At 67.7% G+C, this 20,684-nt stretch carries 10 protein-coding genes and 1 CRISPR repeat array; of the genes, 2 read left to right on the top strand and 8 right to left on the bottom strand.

Features of this window, described 5'->3' with window-relative positions; genetic code table 11:
- Positions 1–2: 2 nt before the first annotated feature.
- The 8 genes from FL311_RS03730 to cas3 all read right to left on the bottom strand — a co-directional run bounded on the left by FL311_RS03730 (position 3) and on the right by cas3 (position 17,214).
- Positions 3–671: a TIGR02269 family lipoprotein gene (locus FL311_RS03730; RefSeq protein WP_141323484.1), complete on the bottom strand. Its 669-nt coding sequence runs from the start codon at positions 669–671 to the stop codon at positions 3–5.
- A 146-nt stretch (positions 672–817) separates the two neighbouring features.
- A CRISPR array of direct repeats spans positions 818–9,440; the repeat unit is 37 nt; unit sequence GTTTCAACCCACGCTCCTCGCGGTCACGAGGAGCGAC.
- A gap of 203 nt (positions 9,441–9,643) precedes the next feature.
- A complete protein-coding gene (gene cas2 / locus FL311_RS03725) occupies positions 9,644–9,943 on the bottom strand; it encodes a CRISPR-associated endonuclease Cas2 (protein WP_141323483.1) in 300 nt (99 codons plus the stop codon).
- On the bottom strand, positions 9,943–10,971 hold the full coding sequence (gene cas1c, locus FL311_RS03720; RefSeq protein ID WP_141323482.1) for a type I-C CRISPR-associated endonuclease Cas1c: 1,029 nt from the start codon (positions 10,969–10,971) through the stop codon (positions 9,943–9,945). Before cas1c ends, cas2 begins: the two co-directional genes overlap by 1 nt.
- Complete coding sequence (cas4, locus tag FL311_RS03715) at positions 10,968–11,618, bottom strand: CRISPR-associated protein Cas4 (protein ID WP_141323481.1); 651 nt, start codon at positions 11,616–11,618, stop codon at positions 10,968–10,970. Before cas4 ends, cas1c begins: the two co-directional genes overlap by 4 nt.
- Positions 11,615–12,529, bottom strand: a complete 915-nt coding sequence (gene cas7c, locus FL311_RS03710) for a type I-C CRISPR-associated protein Cas7/Csd2 (protein WP_141323480.1) — start codon at positions 12,527–12,529, stop codon at positions 11,615–11,617. Before cas7c ends, cas4 begins: the two co-directional genes overlap by 4 nt.
- Positions 12,530–12,568: 39 nt before the next feature.
- The gene (cas8c, locus tag FL311_RS03705; RefSeq protein ID WP_141323479.1) at positions 12,569–14,317 is read right to left on the bottom strand and encodes a type I-C CRISPR-associated protein Cas8c/Csd1; all 1,749 of its coding nucleotides are present in this window, start codon (positions 14,315–14,317) and stop codon (positions 12,569–12,571) included.
- Positions 14,314–14,964 carry a type I-C CRISPR-associated protein Cas5c gene (cas5c, locus tag FL311_RS03700; protein WP_194869042.1) on the bottom strand — a complete coding sequence of 217 codons (651 nt, stop codon included), beginning with the start codon at positions 14,962–14,964 and terminating at the stop codon, positions 14,314–14,316. The genes cas8c and cas5c overlap by 4 nt, the downstream gene beginning before the upstream one ends.
- A gap of 21 nt (positions 14,965–14,985) precedes the next feature.
- The gene (gene cas3, locus FL311_RS03695; RefSeq protein WP_141323477.1) at positions 14,986–17,214 is read right to left on the bottom strand and encodes a CRISPR-associated helicase Cas3'; all 2,229 of its coding nucleotides are present in this window, start codon (positions 17,212–17,214) and stop codon (positions 14,986–14,988) included.
- A 248-nt stretch (positions 17,215–17,462) separates the two neighbouring features.
- On the opposite strand from cas3, the gene FL311_RS03690 reads away from it, so the two are divergent.
- Both FL311_RS03690 and FL311_RS03685 read left to right on the top strand, forming a co-directional pair.
- Positions 17,463–18,947 (top strand): glycosyltransferase family 39 protein, encoded by a 1,485-nt coding sequence (locus tag FL311_RS03690; protein ID WP_141323476.1) that lies wholly within the window; start codon positions 17,463–17,465, stop codon positions 18,945–18,947.
- A gap of 156 nt (positions 18,948–19,103) precedes the next feature.
- On the top strand, positions 19,104–20,612 hold the full coding sequence (locus tag FL311_RS03685) for an aldehyde dehydrogenase family protein (protein ID WP_141323475.1): 1,509 nt from the start codon (positions 19,104–19,106) through the stop codon (positions 20,610–20,612).
- Positions 20,613–20,684: the final 72 nt, after the last annotated feature.

The following is a 20,684-nucleotide window of genomic DNA, read 5'->3' as shown; positions in this document are numbered from 1 at the left end:
CCTCACGTTCCCGGCCTTGAATAGTAAGGCTGAATCGGACCGCCGATGAGCTGGAACCGATGGATGAGTTCGCCGGCGTGCCTGAAAATCTCCTCGGGCTTCGCTTCAGCGTTCTGCCTCTTGAACTGCCGCCAGGCTTCGTTCCACTCGCCGCCGCGACCTCCGACCCTGTGGATGCGCTGGTGGACTTCGTAGGGAAGAGGGAGGACATAGTTGTGGATCTTGACTCCCTGTGCTTCGAACCACTCTCGCAGCTCCCTCTCTTGAGGAAAGATGTGGTGCTTTTCCCAGCGCCCGGTGGGGAGCTGACGTGACGGTGGCACGACCCGCTCAGGGGCTCCATTCCAGTTCGGGAACGTCATGACGGCCCCTGGAGGGAGTTTCTGCGCTGCTCCCCAGTTTCTCCTTGGACTGCCGGGAGAGGCGGCAGCCGCGGGTGGCCGAGCAGGCGGGAACCTGGCCAGTTCGAACGTTCCGGGACTGTCTTCGCAGCGGTAGAAGCCGCAGGCATCTCCGAGGCACGCGAGAAAGACGCACTGGTCTTCTCGGGGATCCTCGCACTCCAGCTCCGCCGCCTCCCATGCCATTTGCACTGGAGGCTTCTCGTTGGTGGCGCATCCCAGCCAGAAAAGGGTAAGCAGCCAGAGACAGAGGGGTCGAAGGGAGGGCATAGGCAACAGGACCTACCATCCCGGTCTGTCGTCGAACCGGCTGGGGGACTGGGTACTGCACGCCCCTCCCATGTGGAGGCTTCCATGACCTCGCCCCATCCCCCCTAGCAAACGAGCCGCGTTTGCATGAGTGGTCCGACACAGTCGTTTCAACCCACGCTCCTGAAAACGAGGAGGAGCGACCTCTCGCAATGCAACTGAACCAGCATGCTGGTTTCAACCCACGTTCCTCGCGATTACGAGGAGCGACATCGTGGTGAGCGTCGACCCCGCCACCGGAGAGAAGTTTCAACCCGCGCTCCTCGCGGTCACGAGGAGCGACCGTCATCACGAAAGCTGTCGACCTCTCGGCTAACTGTTTCAACCCACGCTCTTCGCGGTCACGAGGAGCGACGTACCGCGCCTGGGTGCGCCGCGCCGTGCTGGCGTTTCAACCCACGTTCCTCGCGGTCACAAGGAGCGACACCGTCGCGGCGAACTGGGGCTTGTTCCCCACGTAGTTTCAACCCACGCTCCTCGCGGTCACGAGGAGCGACTGCGCCGCATCGCGGGTGGCCACGCCCAGGGCGATGTTTCAACCCACGCTCCTCGCGGTCACGAGGAGCGACTTGACGGGCCTCGCCAACTACACCCGCGCCGGGTTTCAACCCACGTTCCTCGCGGTCACGAGGAAGCGACGGAGAATATGCCCGCCTACGTCCTCCAGTGGATGTTTCAACCCACGCTCCTCGCGGTCACGAGGAGCGACACGGACAGACACAGGCGGAGGCAGGAATAGTGCTGTTTCAACCCACGCTCCTCGCGGTCACGAGGAGCGACGCGCAAGGCGAGCGCGCACAGGGCGGCCGACGCGTTTCAACCCACGCTCCTCGCGGTCACGAGGAGCGACTCGGGGCGATGGTGGAGGGTACGCACCTGGGAATGTTTCAACCCACGCTCCTCGCGGTCACGAGGAGCGACGACCGCAGCATCCGGTACGTCGCCACCGTCGATTTGGTTTCAACCCACGCTCCTCGCGGTCACGAGGAGCGACCGGTCTCGTCGTAGACCCGAATGCCCGACGGGATGTTTCAACCCACGCTCCTCGCGGTCACGAGGAGCGACTCGGTCGCTACGCGTCGGACCCCGGCGTTTTCGGGTTTCAACCCACGCTCCTCGCGGTCACGAGGAGCGACGCGGCAACTCCACATCCGCGGTCGCCTGATTTGGTTTCAACCCACGCTCCTCGCGGTCACGAGGAGCGACCTCCCGGGGCACTCTGCCGCGTGTACCGACCCGGGTTTCAACCCACGCTCCTCGCGGTCACGAGGAGCGACTGCGCGGGCGTGACTACGACGCGCTTGAGGTGCTGTTTCAACCCACGCTCCTCGCGGTCACGAGGAGCGACTCCTGTCCAGCACCCACCCTTCAGCGCGCGAGCTGGGTTTCAACCCACGCTCCTCGCGGTCACGAGGAGCGACTTCCAGGCGGGCCGCGCTCGCCTCCACTGCGTCCTGGTTTCAACCCACGCTCCTCGCGGTCACGAGGAGCGACAGAAGTACGAGAGCACCGCCTCGTAGCGCCCCCAGTTTCAACCCACGCTCCTCGCGGTCACGAGGAGCGACCCACCGGCCCAACGTTCGCCACATCCTCCAGGAGTTTCAACCCACGCTCCTCGCGGTCACGAGGAGCGACTTGTCCGTGTCGCTGGGCCGCTCGAGCGGATTGTTTCAACCCACGCTCCTCGCGGTCACGAGGAGCGACGAACTGCACCTGGAGCCACGTCGACGTCGGCGCGATGTTTCAACCCACGCTCCTCGCAGTCACGAGGAGCGACTTCCCCGAGGTCATCCGGACCGTCTACGCCGAGTTTCAACCCACGCTCCTCGCGGTCACGAGGAGCGACTGCGTGAACGTCTGACGACTCTTCGGCAAGGCGCGTTTCAACCCACGCTCCTCGCGGTCACGAGGAGCGACTCGGCCGCTGGCCCGCGAACGTCGTCCTGGACGTTTCAACCCACGCTCCTCGCGGTCACGAGGAGCGACTCCTAGGGGTTTGCAGCAGAAGGCGCCTGCACCGGTTTCAACCCACGCTCCTCGCGGTCACGAGGAGCGACCGGTGAGGCGGGTGGAGCGGTCAGCAAGGATTGAGAGGTTTCAACCCACGCTCCTCGCGGTCACGAGGAGCGACAGCCCGAGGCCCCGCCCAAGCCGAAGGGGAACGTTTCAACCCACGCTCCTCGCGGTCACGAGGAGCGACAGTGCAGGCGGGCAGCATCGCGACCGTGAGCGAGTTTCAACCCACGCTCCTCGCGGTCACGAGGAGCGACCAGGAGCTTCCGCAGGTCGACGCGGCTGGTGAAGTTTCAACCCACGCTCCTCGCAGTCACGAGGAGCGACCACGCCAGTGCCGTGCTCGCGGAGCCGGCGAAGTTTCAACCCACGCTCCTCGCGGTCACGAGGAGCGACTTGAGACGAAGACCCAGCGCGGACAGCAAAGCGAGGTTTCAAGCCACGCTCCTCGCGGTCACGAGGAGCGACGTCCTTCCAGATGGTGACGCGCGAGGCGTACTTGTTTCAACCCACGCTCCTCGCGGTCACGAGGAGCGACTTCTCCGCAACGAAGGGGGAGAGCATGATCATCGTTTCAACCCACGCTCCTCGCGGTCACGAGGAGCGACACCGCGCAGAAGGCCGCGAGCAAGGACACCTCACGTTTCAACCCACGCTCCTCGCGGTCACGAGGAGCGACCTCTATGGCCCGGCGCGTGGCCGCCTCCTCGAGTTTCAACCCACGCTCCTCGCGGTCACGAGGAGCGACGGTACTGCGCCTCGAGGTCGATGAAGAGCAACCCGTTTCAACCCACGCTCCTCGCGGTCACGAGGAGCGACGTCACCACCCACCGTCTGCATCTGCCCGGTGAGGTTTCAACCCACGCTCCTCGCGGTCACGGGGAGCGACTACCGACGCGGCCACGCCTTGGTGCCGGGCGAGTTTCAACCCACGCTCCTCGCGGTCACGAGGAGCGACAGCACTGGGGATAGGCGGCGTTGTACGTGCCATGTTTCAACCCACGCTCCTCGCGGTCACGAGGAGCGACTCGGACACCGTGGGCGTCACCTTGCCGGTGTCGGGGTTTCAACCCACGCTCCTCGCGGTCACGACGAGCGACGCGCGACGCCGACCCTCACCACCACGTGCATCGGTTTCAACCCACGCTCCTCGCGGTCACGAGGAGCGACTCGGTACAGGTGGCGCACCACCACCGTGGGGAACTGGTTTCAACCCACGCTCCTCGCGGTCACGAGGAGCGACGAGGCGCGGGAAGGGTTTGCCGGCGGTGTCGATGCTTCAACCCACGCTCCTCGCGGTCACGAGGAGCGACCTCCGCGCAATCACGTACCACGACCTGCTCATGTTTCAACCCACGCTCCTCGCGGTCACGAGGAGCGACCTTCGGCTCGAAGGGCTGCTGACAGACCTGCGTGTTTCAACCCACGCTCCTCGCGGTCACGAGGAGCGACGATGGCCTCCACTATGGTCCGTGGAATTACTCCGTTTCAACCCACGCTCCTCGCGGTCACGAGGAGCGACCGGACCCGGTTCTGCCACCTCAACATGCAGTGGGTGTTTCAACCCACGCTCCTCGCGGTCACGAGGAGCGACGCGGGCGTGGTGGGGTGGGCTCTCGCGTGAACGTGTTTCAACCCACGCTCCCCGCGGTCACGAGGAGCGACCGGTCCTCTACCGCTCACCGGAGCCAGCACCGAGTTTCAACCCACGCTCCTCGCGGTCACGAGGAGCGACGCCTTCGCCTTCGCAACCAGGCCCTCGAGGACCCGTTTCAACCCACGCTCCTCGCGGTCACGAGGAGCGACGGAGTCAGGGATTCCGGCCCTGAGTCAGAGAGCGGTTTCAACCCACGCTCCTCGCGGTCACGAGGAGCGACGACCACTCCTCGGCCTTGCGCAGGTCGAGCGTCAGGTTTCAACCCACGCTCCTCGCGGTCACGAGGAGCGACTGCCCACCGCTGGCCCCCCGGCGCGGTGGGTAGCGCTGTTTCAACCCACGCTCCTCGCGGTCACGAGGAGCGACCGCCCACCGCACCAACAGGGCCTGCACCAACCGTTTCAACCCACGCTCCTCGCGGTCACGAGGAGCGACCGCGCACCCGCCCCCCGCGAGACGCCCACCTCCAGGTTTCAACCCACGCTCCTCGCGGTCACGAGGAGCGACATGATGCTCCGGTGGAAGTCGATTCTCCGGAGGAGGTTTCAACCCACGCTCCTCGCGGTCACGAGGAGCGACATTCCCGTCGGCGCGATGTACGTGCGGACTTCGGGGTTTCAACCCACGCTCCTCGCGGTCACGAGGAGCGACGCTATCAGTTCCTGTCGTCCAAGACGGGGCAGCCGGTGTTTCAACCCACGCTCCTCGCGGTCACGAGGAGCGACAAGCCGCTCAGGCCGCCTGTGCCGCTGCATCGGGTTTCAACCCACGCTCCTCGCGGTCACGAGGAGCGACCGGTCTGTCGGTGGCGGACGCGCACGAGTCACCCGGTTTCAACCCACGCTCCTCGCGGTCACGAGGAGCGACGCGGGCCGCCGTTGGAACGGCCGCCACCTAGAAACCGTTTCAACCCACGCTCCTCGCGGTCACGAGGAGCGACCAGACAGGCCCGCGCCCCGAGCACGGGAACCCGTTTCAACCCACGCTCCTCGCGGTCACGAGGAGCGACGAGGCCCAGCGCCACGAGGGCAGGAGCAAGAAGTTTCAACTCACGCTCCTCGCGGTCACGAGGAGCGACTTCCTGACGGGCGACGTCGACGCGGACAAGACGTGGTTTCAACCCACGCTCCTCGCGGTCACGAGGAGCGACAGGACAAGACGATCAAGGAGTTGGCGCTGTTGACGTTTCAACCCACGCTCCTCGCGGTCACGAGGAGCGACCAGGACTTGCTGGTGGGGCGTCCCCGCCTGCACCGGTTTCAACCCACGCTCCTCGCGGTCACGAGGAGCGACGACGCCGAGGCTCTCCCGGTCCATGATGGCGAAGAGGTTTCAACCCACGCTCCTCGCGGTCACGAGGAGCGACAACCGGGTGGCCCCGGGCTTCGGCCTGGCGCGGTGGTTTCAACCCACGCTCCTCGCGGTCACGAGGAGCGACGCCGTGACGCGCGCAATGACATGCATTTCGAGGTGTTTCAACCCACGCTCCTCGCGGTCACGAGGAGCGACGAAAGGCACTGCCACCCCGGCTCACATTTGCATATGTTTCAACCCACGCTCCTCGCGGTCACGAGGAGCGACCTACTCCCTTGCCCAGATGCGACAGCGCGAGCGGGTTTCAACCCACGCTCCTCGCGGTCACGAGGAGCGACATGACCCTGGGGCCGAGCAGCATCCCGAGCAGTTTCAACCCACGCTCCTCGCGGTCACGAGGAGCGACGGCGCGCCCCCGCCGGAGCCCGGGCAGAAGCGGTTTCAACCCACGCTCCTCGCGGTCACGAGGAGCGACCGGAGGCGTCCTTCACCTTCACCTTCAACTCGTTGTTTCAACCCACGCTCCTCGCGGTCACGAGGAGCGACTCTTCGGGATTTCGCAGACACAGTACGGCAAGTGGTTTCAACCCACGCTCCTCGCGGTCACGAGGAGCGACGACGTTGGCGTACCCCATCCCGCCCGGAGGCAGGTTTCAACCCACGCTCCTCGCGGTCACGAGGAGCGACACCTCGTGATGCGCCCGCCCAAGGCATTCATACCGGTTTCAACCCACGCTCCTCGCGGTCACGAGGAGCGACTGAAAGCCCTGGAGATCGTCGACTCCATGGGCGGGTTTCAACCCACGCTCCTCGCGGTCACGAGGAGCGACCGCCGCCGAGGCTGCCGCGCCGAAAGCTCCCAAGTTTCAACCCACGCTCCTCGCGGTCACGAGGAGCGACTCAGCCTCGCTAATCCACCCGCCCATGATGCGGCTGTTTCAACCCACGCTCCTCGCGGTCACGAGGAGCGACAGTCGCCCGGCCACCCGTACACGACGGTGGCGAAGTTTCAACCCACGCTCCTCGCGGTCACGAGGAGCGACCTCCGTGCCCGACTTCGGCCCGCGCGCGGTGCTTCTAGTTTCAACCCACGCTCCTCGCGGTCACGAGGAGCGACGTCCAACGTCCGGAGCTGCATGATGTGCTCCTGTTTCAACCCACGCTCCTCGCGGTCACGAGGAGCGACCGAGACTCTAGCCATGCTGCGAAACGACGAAGCCGTTTCAACCCACGCTCCTCGCGGTCACGAGGAGCGACCAGATGCCCGTGTCCAACGTCAGCAGGAGCACCTGTTTCAACCCACGCTCCTCGCGGTCACGAGGAGCGACCCAACGGCTGGAGCCTGGACCCCAGCAAGGTGAAGTTTCAACCCACGCTCCTCGCGGTCACGAGGAGCGACTGGACAGGCCGAAGCCGCCAGACCTCCCGCTCTAGTTTCAACCCACGCTCCTCGCGGTCACGAGGAGCGACTCCTCTCGCCCTGGCTACCTCTTGGCCACCGGAGTGTTTCAACCCACGCTCCTCGCGGTCACGAGGAGCGACACCGCGGCCGGCGAGGCGATGAAGTACATCCTCCCGTTTCAACCCACGCTCCTCGCGGTCACGAGGAGCGACCTCCAACCGCACCCTCAACCAGTCCATTGCGCTGTTTCAACCCACGCTCCTCGCGGTCACGAGGAGCGACCCGGGCCGGAAGGTCGAGTGCGACGTAGAGCGACGGGTTTCAACCCACGCTCCTCGCGGTCACGAGGAGCGACGTCCAGGCGCAACCGGTCGAGGGTGACGGACTGGTTTCAACCCACGCTCCTCGCGGTCACGAGGAGCGACGACCGGCGACGTCGCGAACGGCGCGACCGGCGAGTTTCAACCCACGCTCCTCGCGGTCACGAGGAGCGACTTCCCGCCCGCGTCGAGCTGCGCGGCGAGGTGCGCGTTTCAACCCACGCTCCTCGCGGTCACGAGGAGCGACGTTGAGCAGCCGCAGCGGTTCGACCGCGCGCTGTCCGGGTTTCAACCCACGCTCCTCGCGGTCACGAGGAGCGACCAGGCTCGCACCTGGGGAGGTGTGACATGGGCGGTTTCAACCCACGCTCCTCGCGGTCACGAGGAGCGACCACTCGGCGGCGTACCTGTCCACGCGCGAAGGTGCGTTTCAACCCACGCTCCTCGCGGTCACGAGGAGCGACAGTGCACGGTGTCTGGTTGCAACGTGGATGTGGAGTTTCAACCCACGCTCCTCGCGGTCACGAGGAGCGACAACGCAGATGGGGGTAGCCATGGCGAAGTCAGGCAAGGTTTCAACCCACGCTCCTCGCGGTCACGAGGAGCGACCGCCCAGCTCGCCGCCGGAGCCCAGGCCCTGAAGGTTTCAACCCACGCTCCTCGCGGTCACGAGGAGCGACGCAGATTCTCCGCGAGGGGCAGGAGGTGGTGTTCCGGTTTCAACCCACGCTCCTCGCGGTCACGAGGAGCGACTTGGACCAGCCGGATGGTGTCCGGCCAGGACAACGAGTTTCAACCCACGCTCCTCGCGGTCACGAGGAGCGACGCGTATCGCGGAGGCGACGTCCGAGCGCATCGCGTTTCAACCCACGCTCCTCGCGGTCACGAGGAGCGACCCGGCTGGCGTCGTCGCCCGACTACGTGAGCGGGTTTCAACCCACGCTCCTCGCGGTCACGAGGAGCGACTGGGCGGTGCGCATGCTCCGTCCACAGTCCGCCGAGTTTCAACCCACGCTCCTCGCGGTCACGAGGAGCGACTCTCTTTCAGGCCGATGCCCACGTCGTAGCTGTGGTTTCAACCCACGCTCCTCGCGGTCACGAGGAGCGACTTCGCGGACCAGTACCGCGTGCAGTCCTTCGAGTTTCAACCCACGCTCCTCGCGGTCACGAGGAGCGACTTCCCCGAGGTCATCCGGACCGTCTACGCCGAGTTTCAACCCACGCTCCTCGCGGTCACGAGGAGCGACCACCACATGACGCTCAACCAGCGCATCCGCACGTTTCAACCCACGCTCCTCGCGGTCACGAGGAGCGACGCCAGCAAACAACGCTGGCACGGTCGGTGCCTGTTTCAACCCACGCTCCTCGCGGTCACGAGGAGCGACATCCCAGTTTTCCACAGGCGACTGCACCACCCGTGTTTCAACCCACGCTCCTCGCGGTCACGAGGAGCGACCTTCCAGGGCTGGAAGGAGCATGGCCGCTCCGTCCTGTTTCAACCCACGCTCCTCGCGGTCACGAGGAGCGACATGCCCTTGTAGGGGACGGCGATGGTGGACGTCGTTTCAACCCACGCTCCTCGCGGTCACGAGGAGCGACGGAGTGGTCCTCCGAGTGCAAGTGCGCGGTGATTTGTTTCAACCCACGCTCCTCGCGGTCACGAGGAGCGACGGAGATTGAGTTCTACAGCGCGGCCGGCACGGTGTTTCAACCCACGCTCCTCGCGGTCACGAGGAGCGACACCGATGGTGGACCTCATCGCGAAGTTCGACGCCATGTTTCAACCCACGCTCCTCGCGGTCACGAGGAGCGACCCGCGACGGCGTATTTCATCTGCGCGCACGTGAGTTTCAACCCACGCTCCTCGCGGTCACGAGGAGCGACCACGCACATGGCCTACCAGAGCACCGAGTCCCGTTTCAACCCACGCTCCTCGCGGTCACGAGGAGCGACCCTCAGCGCAACCGAGACCAGCGAACTGGGTGAGGTTTCAACCCACGCTCCTCGCGGTCACGAGGAGCGACCCTGCCCGTCCAAGCTACCACAATCACTCGGGAATCCGGCCGGTCCGCGCGAACCTGGGTCCACAGGCCCGTCCATCCAGTCCGCGTGCCTCGTCACCTCCGCGTAACTCCCTACGACTATTGGAGATTTCAAAGAGCGCGAACCTCCGACGAAGCACGCACCGAGACAGGTTCGCGCGCCCCAGTCAGGGCAGGCAGGCCGCTCACAGGATGAGCGGCCCCTCGACATCCAATGGAACCCGCGTGCCATGGTGCTCCGTCTTCCGAGCGACATCCTCGCTCAAGAAGTAGAACCGCAGACTGTCGCTCTCCGCATCCATCTCCGAGAGCAGCCGTGCGCGCAGCACGACCCAATCCTTCGGCTCCAGCACGCACTCGAACACCGAGTACTGCACCCGGACCCCATGGTCCTTGCACATCCGAGCCATCCGCCGGAGCCGCTTGGGCCCCGTCGGGTCACTCACCTGAACGTCGTAGCAGACGAGCACGGTGACCTTCCGCATCAGCGCACCGCGAACGGAGGATATCCGTCCAGCTCCCCTCGAAGGGTCCTCGCCAGCAACAACGCCTGCAGGTGCGGCACCAGCCCCCAGCTCGCCTGCTGCCCCAGGAAGACATGCTGCACTTCCACCTGCTTCGCCGCCTGGTACGCCACGAGGAACGCCTTGCGCGCCTCGTCCCGCAGCATCACCGCACCCGCGGCCTCCTCCTTGAAGTCCTCCGGCTTGAGCTGCCCACGGTTCACCAGCGAGAACACCAGCCGGTCCACCACGGGCGCACGCAGCTCCTCCATCAAGTCCAACGCCAGCGACAGCCGCCCCGGCCGGTCCTCATGAAGAAACCCCACCGCCGGGTCCAACCCCACTCCCGCCAGCGCCCCCGCGCAGTCCTGCGCCAGCAGCGCATAACCAAACGACAGCAGCGCATTCAGCGGGTCCCTCGGAGGCCGCCGGTTGCGCCCATCGAACCCGAACCGTCGCGCCCCGCCCTTGAGCAGGCTCGGGAACACCTCGAAGTAGTCCCGGGCCGCGATGCCCTCCAGCCCGCGCACCTGCTCCAGTTCCTCCGCTCGCCCCACCGCACGCAAGTGCTCGGCGAGCTTCCGCGCCGCCTCCTCCAACGGCTGCGCCTGCTCCGCCGCCGCGTCCCGCTTCGCATGCAGGAGAAACTGCCGCGCGTTGCTCACCTTCCCCACCACCATCGCCCGAGCGATGGCCAGCGTCCTCCCCCCATCATCCGCCGCGCGGTACTGCTCGCGCCGCAGCAGCACATTGCCCCCAGGCAACCCCTCGACACGCGCCAGGAAGCGCCCCGTCATCCCGAAGAAGGACACGTGGATGCCCGCCTCGACACAGCTCTCCAACAGCTCCGGCGTCATCCAGGCCCGAGTCAGGCACACCACCGAGCGCAGGTGTCGCAGCGGCACCTCCGCCTTCTTCACGTCCTGGACCGTCACCACCACCCGCTCCCCTTCCTTGTTCAGGCGGGTGCCCTCCACGGTGATGAACAGCGTATTGAGCGCGGTGGTCACGACACCTCCTCCAGGCCCACCATCCGCCGCAGATGCTCGGAGGCACGCCGCTGTCCCGCCGTGACGTGCGGCAGGCACAGCGGCTCCAGCGAGCACGACTCACACTTCGGAGCCCTCGCCACCACGGGCACGCTCCCCCGCGCCAGCAGCTCATGCATCCGAGCCACCGCCTCCTCCGTCCGGGCCCGCAGCCGCGCATCCAGCACAATCACCTGCCGCCGATGCTGCGCGCCATGGAACAGCGCGCCCTCGGGAACAGGGACACCGTGCATCTCCTCCAGGCACAGCGCCTGGGCACAGAGCTGCACACAGTCCGCCTCGAGTGACTTGCGCTTCGCCCGCTTCACCTCCACGGGATACGGCCGCCACCCGGTGGGGCTCGAGGCATCCGGGTGGTACTCCACCAGGTCCGCGCGCCCCACCAATCGCAGCCGCTCACACCCCAGCCGCACCGCGCGCTCCACGCGCCGCCCGGGCCGAGCATCATGCCCGGGCAGGTCCACCCGCTCATGGAGCAGCCGCCCCGTCGCGGTGCGCACATCCTCCCGCCAGAGCTGCTCCACGTGGATGAGCGCCGCCTGCCGCTCACAGAACAACAGGTGCTGCAAGGCGGACAGCGCCACCCACGTCTCGCGAGCGGAGGTCATCCCGCCAGTTCCATCACCTCGATGCCCTGCGGCAGCTTCGCGGTGTCCACCTTCACCGTGTAGTCCTTGAACGAGCGCGCGGGCTTCTCCCCGTTCACGGGCGTCACCTGCACCCGGTCGAACAGCGCGTGCGCGGGCGCATTGCCCAGCTCCGAGCCGTGCTTGAACACGATGACCTTGCGCATGGACATCAGGCCGCGCGCCGCGCTGCGGTCCAGCTCGAACATGTTCAGGAACGCCTTGAACAGCAGGTCCAGGTCCCCCGAACTGAAGCCCGTCTGCTGTGCCAGGTGCGGCGAGACGAAGCCATGCGCGCGGTAGAGCCCATAGGGCACCGTGTTCTTCCGCCCCATGGTGCGGTTGTCGCCGCCCTGCTTCTCCGCCTCCGCCTCGGTGGCCACGGCCATGCGGGTGATGGAGTGCTCCAGCGAGACGATGGGCGTCACGGAGCGGGCGAACGTGAGCTGCACCGGCCCGCGGACCTGTCCCGCGTTGGCGCCCGTGGACATGACGGCGCCGAACGTCCGCACGTCGAAGAACGTCTTGCACATCCACGCACGGCCCTGGTCCACCTCGGAGCCCTGGGCCTCGCCCTTGGTGTTGCGCTTCTTGCCATCCTTGTCGCTCTTGGGCTTCTCGTTCAGGTCGACGCCCAGGTCCTTGTAGGCCTGGGCGATGGTGGAGTTCAGGACGGCCTTCTCCTTCACGAAGATGTCGAACCCGGGCTTCTTCTCCTGAGTCAGCAGGATGAAGTTGCGCACCTTGCGCTTGAGGCTGACATCCGTGACCAGGCCGTCTCCCGTCTCCGGGTCGATGCGCGGCAGGTTCCCCGCGTCGGGGTCTCCGTTGGGGTTGCCATCCTGGACGTCGAACAGCAGGACGAAGTCGTGGCGGTTCTTGAGCTCGGACATGGCGTTCTCTCTCTCGTATGGGAATCGTGGAAGCGGTGGTCAGTCGTCAGACTTGGAGGAAGCGTCCTTCGCGGCCTTGCCTTCGGCCTGCGGGCGCTTCGTGAAGAAATCCTCGCGCTGGTGGTAGTAGCCCACCGCGAAGAGCCCCTGGTTCTCGAGCGAGAGCACGGGCGGGAAGGGATTCTCCGAGGGCAGCAGCGCCATCACCTCGCCCTTCTTCTTCTCCAACCAGCCGCCAGCCTCCGCCTTCGAGGCGTGGTGCACGGAGAGCTGGAGCAACCGGGGGAAGACGGTGACGGGGTTGCGCGAGGCCGCACCGAAATATCGATCACGAATGCTGGCGTTGATGTCGCCCAGCGCCGCGCCCTGCAGGCGCTCCAGCACGGCGAAGAGCCGACCGAGGACATACGACTGGGACGTGTTGCTCTTGTCCAATGACACGGAGACCTCCAGGGAAGTGGGTCCACTGCGGGGAAGCCGGATGAGGGTGGCCTTGATGAGCGCGACGCGGAGGCGGAGCTGCTCGCGCTCGAGCTTGTCGTCCGAGGGGGGAAGCCGCAGACGGTCCAACGCCGCTGAGAGCAGCTGTCGCGGGAAGGGCTGTCCCCTCAACGCCGCGCCCAGCATCCGCGTCGCGACGTCGGGACTCAGCCCGCGTCCAGACGGGGCCTCGACGGCCTTGAGCAGGCGCCAGATGGGCGTGGGCTTGTCCTGTGCCACCGCGCCCAGCCGCAGATCCGCGAAGTATCGGCGAAGGCTCTCCTTCACCTCACCGACGCTGGTCTGGAACCAGTCGCGCACGGCGACACGGCCGGAGTTGCCAGCGAGGGTGACGGCATAGAAGCGCCTCGTATCCAGCGCTCCAGGCTCCAGCCCGATGAGCGGCGCCTCCAGCAAGCGCCGCAGGTCTTCCTCCGTGGGGTCGAGCAGGGCCAGCAGCTGGCTCTCCTGCTCGGCGGTGCTGTTGGTCCAGAACACCAACACCGAGCCATCCCCCAGCTGGATGCCTTGTCGGAACCGGCGGGTCTCCGACTTGCGGAGCAGGTCGTTGAGCGCGAGCACGTACCCGAGCGCGGCCTGCTGCGAGACGGGTGCGTTGTCTCCCTGCTCCATCCCATGCGACTCGAAGGCGTCCGCGTTGAACGACACCAGGGCCGCCCCCGCGCCCTGGGCCTCCGGGATGTTCTTCAACTTCGGATGGGTCCGCGCCACCACGCCCACGGTCCCGGTCACCAGACACAGACCGACCTTGCCCTGGGCGGCGGCGTGCGCGCTCCGCTTCTCCCACCATGCACGGACCTCGGGGAGCTGATGCACGGGGTCGAGCGAATCGCCCACGACGAAGGCGAACAACTCCGAGCCCGTCCACTCATCCGCCGCGCGCTCCTCGACGACCTTCGCGCGCGCCGCGTCGTCCTCGAGGAACTTCTCCACGGCGCGCAGCTCGGGCACCTTCGTGTCCGCCGCCGCCTCCTTCACCAGCTTCACGAAGGCAGCCAGCCGTGGAGCCCCCTTGTCGGCCTTGCCCTCCCGGGCCTCGGGGTCATGGCCCAGGACGTACTTGGTGTTGTCCGCCAGGAAGCCCGCGGCGATGTTCACGGCGCGCGTTGGCAGTCTCGGAATCGACAGGGGCTTGCCCCGTCCCTTCTCGTCCTGCGTGGGCTCCAGTCCCAGCAGCTTCCCCTTCGCGCTCAGGCGGATGAGGAAGTCCACGGGCTTCGTCTCGTAGAGCGGGTCGTCCACCAGCCCGCGCTCGCGCGCGAAGTCGTTGAGCGCCGTGAGCATCATGGCTGGCCTCCGTTCTGCTTGAGCACTTCGTCCCGGTCCGGCACGTGGAGCACGCCCCGGTCCAGGGACGCCTCGAAGAACAGCGGGCGCGTCGCTTCACCGAACTCGAAGTCGTAGAACACGAGCCCCAGCGGCCTGCGCTCGACCTCCAGGTCCACGGGCCGGACGTCCTCCACCAGCGGCTCCACGCGCGCGGCGAACTCGCGGCAGCCCAGGTACGGCGCGTGGAAGAACTGTCCCTTCTCCAGCCGCCGCTCGAACATCTCCTCGAACTTGCGGACGTTGTCCTCGGGGCCCGCCTTGCCCGCCACGAGCGAGAACGACGCGGTGATGGCGTAGTCCACGTCCCGCAGCGCCACCGTGTTGCGCTGCGCGCGGTCCTCGTCCGCCGCGTAGTCGAACTTCCCCACCACCGCGCGGCTGTTCACCTCGTTGCGGCGGAAGCTCGTCCACCGCACGGGCGCGAGGACGGCGATCTCATGGACCTGCCAGCGGATGGCCGGCTTCCAGAGGATGGCCTCCAAGACGCCCCTCGCCGCCGAGGGTGTCATCACCTCGTAGCTCACCCGCTCGGCCTTCATCTCCGGGCGGGTGAAGCAGGCCACGGGCCCTCGGGCCCGCACGCGAAACCGCTTGCTCGTCTTCATCCACACACCTCCTGAAGTTCGTCAGCCGGGAATGAGGAAGGCCGGGTCGAGCACGCCCACCCGGTCGCGCAGCAGCCCGAAGGTCTCGTCGTAGGCTGACCGATGCTCGGGCCCGAGGAACACCACCGTCTCCGCCGCGACGCCCGCCAGCTCCCGCTCCACCCAGACCTCGCGGAGCTTGCGCGGCACCGTCACCGTGAAGCGCTGCAAGGCCCGCAGCCGCTCACGCGAGGGCCCCAGTCGACGCACCTCGTCGAGCACCGCCTCACAGCCCTCGAAGGGCACGACGACGGGCGCGCTCCAGTCGTCCTCCACGAGCCGGAACTTCGTGGAGACCTCCTCGTACTTGAGCGCCGCCCGCGCCTCCTGGATGCCCTTCCCATCCCGAGCCGCGTTCGCGTAGAGCCGCTCGAAGTACCGACGGAAGCTGTCGGGTGAGAACAGGTCCAGCGCGGGGTCCTGCGCCAGCAGCGTCCGGGTCACCGCCAGCGCCGCCTGCGGCACACCGGGGGGCGGCTGCGTCTTCGCCTCGTACACACGGAGCTCGCCGAGCGTCTCCATCCGCCCCTCGCGATTGCAGCGCCCCGCCGCCTGCGCCAGCGAGTCCAATCCCGCCAGGCTCCGGTAGACGACGGCGAAGTCCAGGTCCACGCCGGCCTCGACCAACTGCGTCGCCACCAGCCGCACCGGCTCCCCGCGCCGCTTCCGCTTCTGGATGTCCGCCAGCACCCTGGAGCGGTGCTCCGGGCACATCAGCGCGGACAGGTGCAGCGTCGTCCCCTCACCGACACGCGCGTCCACCAGCGCGCACAGCTCGCGCGCGTCATCCCGACGGTGGACCACCGCGAGCACATCGCGCTCGCCGGCCACGGCCTCCGCCAGCGCCTCATAGGACATGGGCTCGCGGCTCGCGGGCCAGCGCACCGTCACGCGGCGCAGCCGCTCGAAGGCGTTCAGCTCCGGCGGCACCAGCTCCTGGACCGAGGGAAAGCCCTCGGGAAACCCAGGACGCATGCCCAGCGCGGGCTGGGTCGCGGTGCAGATGACCACCGAGCAGCCGTAGTCCTCCACCAGCGTCTTCAGCCCATCCAGGATGGTGGTCAGCAGCGCGGGAGGCAGCGTCTGCGCCTCGTCCAATACGATGACGCTCCCGGCGATGTTGTGCAGCTTGCGGCACGCCGAGGTCCGACAGGCGAACAGGCTCTCCAACAGCTGCACCGTGGTGGTGACGATGACCGGCGCGTCCCAGTTCTCGCTGGCCACGCGGTTGAGCGCTGTCTCCCGCTTGGGGTCCACGGACGAGTGGTGCTCGATGACGGCGCTCCCCAGCTCGCCAAAGGCCTCCCGATACACCCCCGAGCTCTGCTCGATGATGGACGTGTAGGGGATGGCGACGATGACCCGCCGAAGCCCTCGTGCCCGAGCATGCTCCAGCGCGAACGCCATGGAGGTCAGCGTCTTGCCGCCGCCCGTGGGCACGGTGAGGCTGAAGACTCCCGGCGGACTCGGTGCGCGCGCGAGCACCGCCGAGAGCACCTCGCGTCGGACCCGGTTCACCGGCGTGTCCGGCGCACCGCTCTGCTTCTGGTCCATGAAGGCCCGCAGCGCTCGCGCGAGCTGCTCCAACGTCGCGCCGACGCGCCGCGCTTCGACCCTGGACGCGTCGTAGAAGGCCTCCGTGTCCAGGAAGTCCGCGTCGCACAGGGACGAGAACAGCATCCGCGTCCAGAACTCGAGCCGGTGCTTGGAGAGCTTCTCGAGCCAGCTGAAGTCCAGCCCTGGCGTCAGCGAACGCAGGTCTTCCGGAACACCCGCCGTCAGCGCTTCCTCCAGGAGCTTCAGCTTCTCGGGGTCTCCTACGCGACTCCGGAACTTCTCCGCGTCACGCAGTCCGCCGTGGTGTCCCGCGATGGCCATCGCCAGGGGCCCCAGCCGCCGCTCCATGCGCAAGGCCCACAGCGCGCCGGCCGTCGCATGGTCCTTGTCCGAGGAGTTCCCCACCTCCAGGTGGGCCTCGAAGCCGTTCTCCTTGCGGATGCGCGACTGGAAGTGAGGCCGGTACTTGCCCAGGTCGTGCCAGCGCCCCGCCAGCTCACAGAACACGCGCATGTCCTCGCGGGCCGCGAACAGCGCGGCCAGGCGCCCCACCTCCATCAAGTGCTCGCGGAGCAGATGCGGACGACCCTCCGCCGTGACGTGAGCCAGCGGCTCCGCCGTCACCCCGCGCGAAGACACATCACCAGACATCATCCCCCCACACCTGCCATCGCAGGTCCAATCCCTTGTCACTGTCCATAGCCATGACACAAACCCACGCGCGTTTCCATCGCACGTAGGGAGCTATGACAGCTTCATGAAGGGTCGTCCCTACCTCCCCGGGGGTATGGACCGTCCCGCGATAAAGACAGTCACCGCCCCAGACGTCCCCTGAGTCAACCGCGCCCGGGGAGCCGGGGTTCACCTCGACACACCCAGGGGCATCTGGTACGCGCCGTCCAGTGCACCGCGAGCCCGCGCATCGTCAGCCCTGGTGGCCCCTGCTGCTCATTGCGGCCGGCGCGTGGCTCCTGCGCATCGCGGGCTTCTTCCACCGGGGCGGCGCGCTCGGCCATCCCGTCGACTATGACGAGGGTGTCTACTTCAGCGCCGCCGCGCTCCTCTCCCAGGGCCTGTTGCCCTATCGCGACTACTTCTTCGTCCACCCGCCCGGCATCACCGTGCTGCTCTCCCCCGTGGCCGCGCTCTCACACGGCCTCGGCCCCGCCCTCGCCTTCTCCGTCGTCCGCTGGCTCATGCCGCTCGCGGGTGCACTCAGCACCCTGCTCAGCGGCCGCATCGCCCAGCAGCGCTGGGGCACTCGCGCGGGCCTCGTCGCCGCGCTCGCCTACGCCGTCTACCCCGAGGCCGTGTCCACCGAGCGTGGCCCCTTCCTCGAACCCCTCCTCAACCTCACCTGTCTCACCCTCGCGTGGGTCTGGCTCCGCCCCTCCACCACGCAAAGACAGACACAGCGAAGAGACCTCCTCGCCGGAGCCCTGCTCGCCACCGCCTGCGCCATCAAGCTGACCGCGGGCGCCTGGGTCCTCGCCGTCGCCTGGGCTCGCGGCATGTCACGCGAAGGCTCGCGCGTCGCCCGCGTCATCCTCGTCGCCGCGGGCGTGGGCCTGGTGTGGCTCGGCCCCTTCTTCCTCCTCGCCCCGGACGCGATGCTCCAGGGCCTGCTGCGCTTCCAGCTCCTGCGCCCTCCCGACGGAGACTCGAGCCTCACCAGCCGCCTGCTCTCCATCCTCGTCGACGGACGCCTGGGCCTCACCCTCGTCACCGTCATCGGCGTCACCGTGGCCCTCGCGCGCGCGCGTCAGCAGGACGCCGTCACCGAGCGCCTCTTCAGCGCCGCGTGGCTCCTCACCGTCGCCACCTTCCTCGCCTCCAAGAGCTACTGGTCCCAGTACAACGCGCACCTCGCCCCCACCACCGCCGTCCTCACGGGCCTCGGCGCGGACTTCATCGTTCGCCAACTCCACGGCGCGCGCACCCAGCGAATCGCCCTCGCCGTCACCGCCCTCCTCATCCTCACCACCCTCCCCGGCGTCCTCCGCGCCGCGAAACAGAAGGACCGCTTCCTCCTCCCGCTCGGTGAGACGCTCAGGTCCACCGTCCCCACGGATGCAGCGCTCTGCGCCTTCGAGCCCGCGTGGGCCATCGCCGCCGACAGACTCCCCGGCCTGCCCCTCGGCAATCCCGCGTTCGTCGACCCGTACGGCCTCATGTTGAACGACGCGCTCTTGGCGCCCACGCGCTTCCCCAACGCGGAGGCCGCCTTCCAGGACGCGCACTCGCAACGCACCGCGCTCCAGCTGCTCCCACGTTGCGACGTCCTGCTCCTCCTCGGCCGTGGCGAGTGGCAGCTCTCCGACACCAGCGAGCAATGGGTCCGCGAGCACTTCACCCGCGACGCGGAGCTCTGGCGTCGCAATCCCTGACATCCCCCGCCCACCCGGCGGAGCCGTCCACCCAGGGCCTCGCCCGCTTGCCCAGACATCCTGCGCGCGCGTGACGATATTCGCCCATGCCGCGACCCGTCATGAACGCGGCCTCGATTCTTCGCGGCGAATCCCGACGCGCGAGGAGGTAGACCCATGTCGCAGATTGAACTCGTTGGCGAGCCCCTGCTTCACCTCGAAAGCTCCCGCCTGCTGGCCGAAGCCCGGCGAGTCGTCCCCGAGGCCTTCGACGCCCAAGGCCGTCTGCTCTCCCCCATCGCGGGCTCCTGGGTCCACCCGCCCGCGTGGTTCGACGCGCGCTCGCCCATCGACGGCCAGGTGCTCGCGTCACTGCCGCTGCTCTCTCAAGCCCAGGCCGTCCAGGCCGTGGAGAAGGCCACCGGCGAGTTCCTCCCCTGGTCCGCCCGCTCGCTCAACGCGCGCATGCACGCCGTCCTCGACGCGCTGGACTCGCTCGAGGACCACCGGGACCTGCTCGTCCGCGTCCTCGCCTGGGACATCGGCAAGACGCTGCCCACGGCCAGCAACGACGTGGACCGCTGCCTCACCGGCCTCGAGTGGTACCTGGAGAACATCGGCCCGATGCTCGAGTCCCGCGCGCCGCTCGGCCTCGTGTCGAACATCGCCTCCTGGAACTATCCCTTCTCCGTCCTGCTGCTCAACGTGCTCGTGCAGACGCTCGCGGGGAACTCGGTCATCGCGAAGATTCCCACGCAAGGGGGCGGCGTCTCGCTCACCCTCGCCTTCGCGCTGATGCGCCGCGCGGGCCTGCCCGTGTCGCTCGCGGGCGGTCGCGGCAAGGACCTCTCCGAGGCCCTCGTGGGCCACCCGCTCATCGCCGGGGTCGCCTTCATCGGCGGCCGCGCCAACGGCGCCGAGGTCCACCGCCGCCTGCGCGACACGAACAAGCGCTACGCCCTGGAGATGGAGGGCGTGAACGCCTACGCCATCACCCGGTTCACCGACTGGGACGGCCTCTCCCGCCAGATTCGCGCGGGCTTCGACTTCGGCAAGCAGCGCTGCACCGCCTACACCCGCTGGGTCGTCGAGAAGTCCCTCGTCCCCCGGTTCGTGCGCGCCTACGTGGACGCCGCGTCCTCGCTGCGCGTGGGCCACCCACTGCTCGGCGGCGACGTGGACTTCGGCCCGCTCATCTCCGCCAGCAAGGTGGCGGAGCTGCGCGCGCTCATCGACGACGCCCGCGAGCGCGGCGCCGCGGTGCTGCACGAGGGCACGCTCGCCGACGACGCCTTCACCCCCACCCAGTCGCGCGGGAGCTACCTCGCCCCCACCCTGCTCTTCGGCGTGCCTCGCGACAGCGAGCTCTACCTGCGCGAGCCCTTCGGCCCCGTCGACGTCCTCATCTCCGTGGACTCCGAGGAGGAGCTCATCCGCGAAGCCAATGTCTCCCAGGGCGCGCTCGTCGCCTCCGTGGCCACCGATGACCCACAGCTCGCCGAGCGCCTCGCCTCCCAGCTGCAGGCCTTCAAGGTCGGCATCAACAAGCTGCGCTCCCGCGGAGACCGCGAGGAGCCCTTCGGCGGCAGGGGCGGCTCCTGGGCCGGCGCCTTCGTCGGTGGCACCCACCTGGTGCGCGCCTTCACCCAGGGCCCCCACGCCCTCGAGGGGAACTGGCCGGACTGAGGCCTGGGGTGCTTCCTTCCAGCACTCGACACCCGCCCCAGCGAAAGCGAGGTCCGTCAGGACCACACGCAC

Source organism: Myxococcus sp. AB025B (assembly GCF_006518215.1).
Taxonomy (GTDB): domain Bacteria; phylum Myxococcota; class Myxococcia; order Myxococcales; family Myxococcaceae; genus Myxococcus; species Myxococcus fulvus.
Note: the sequence above shows the minus strand (reverse complement) of the source record. Positions and strands in the feature narration are given on the sequence as shown.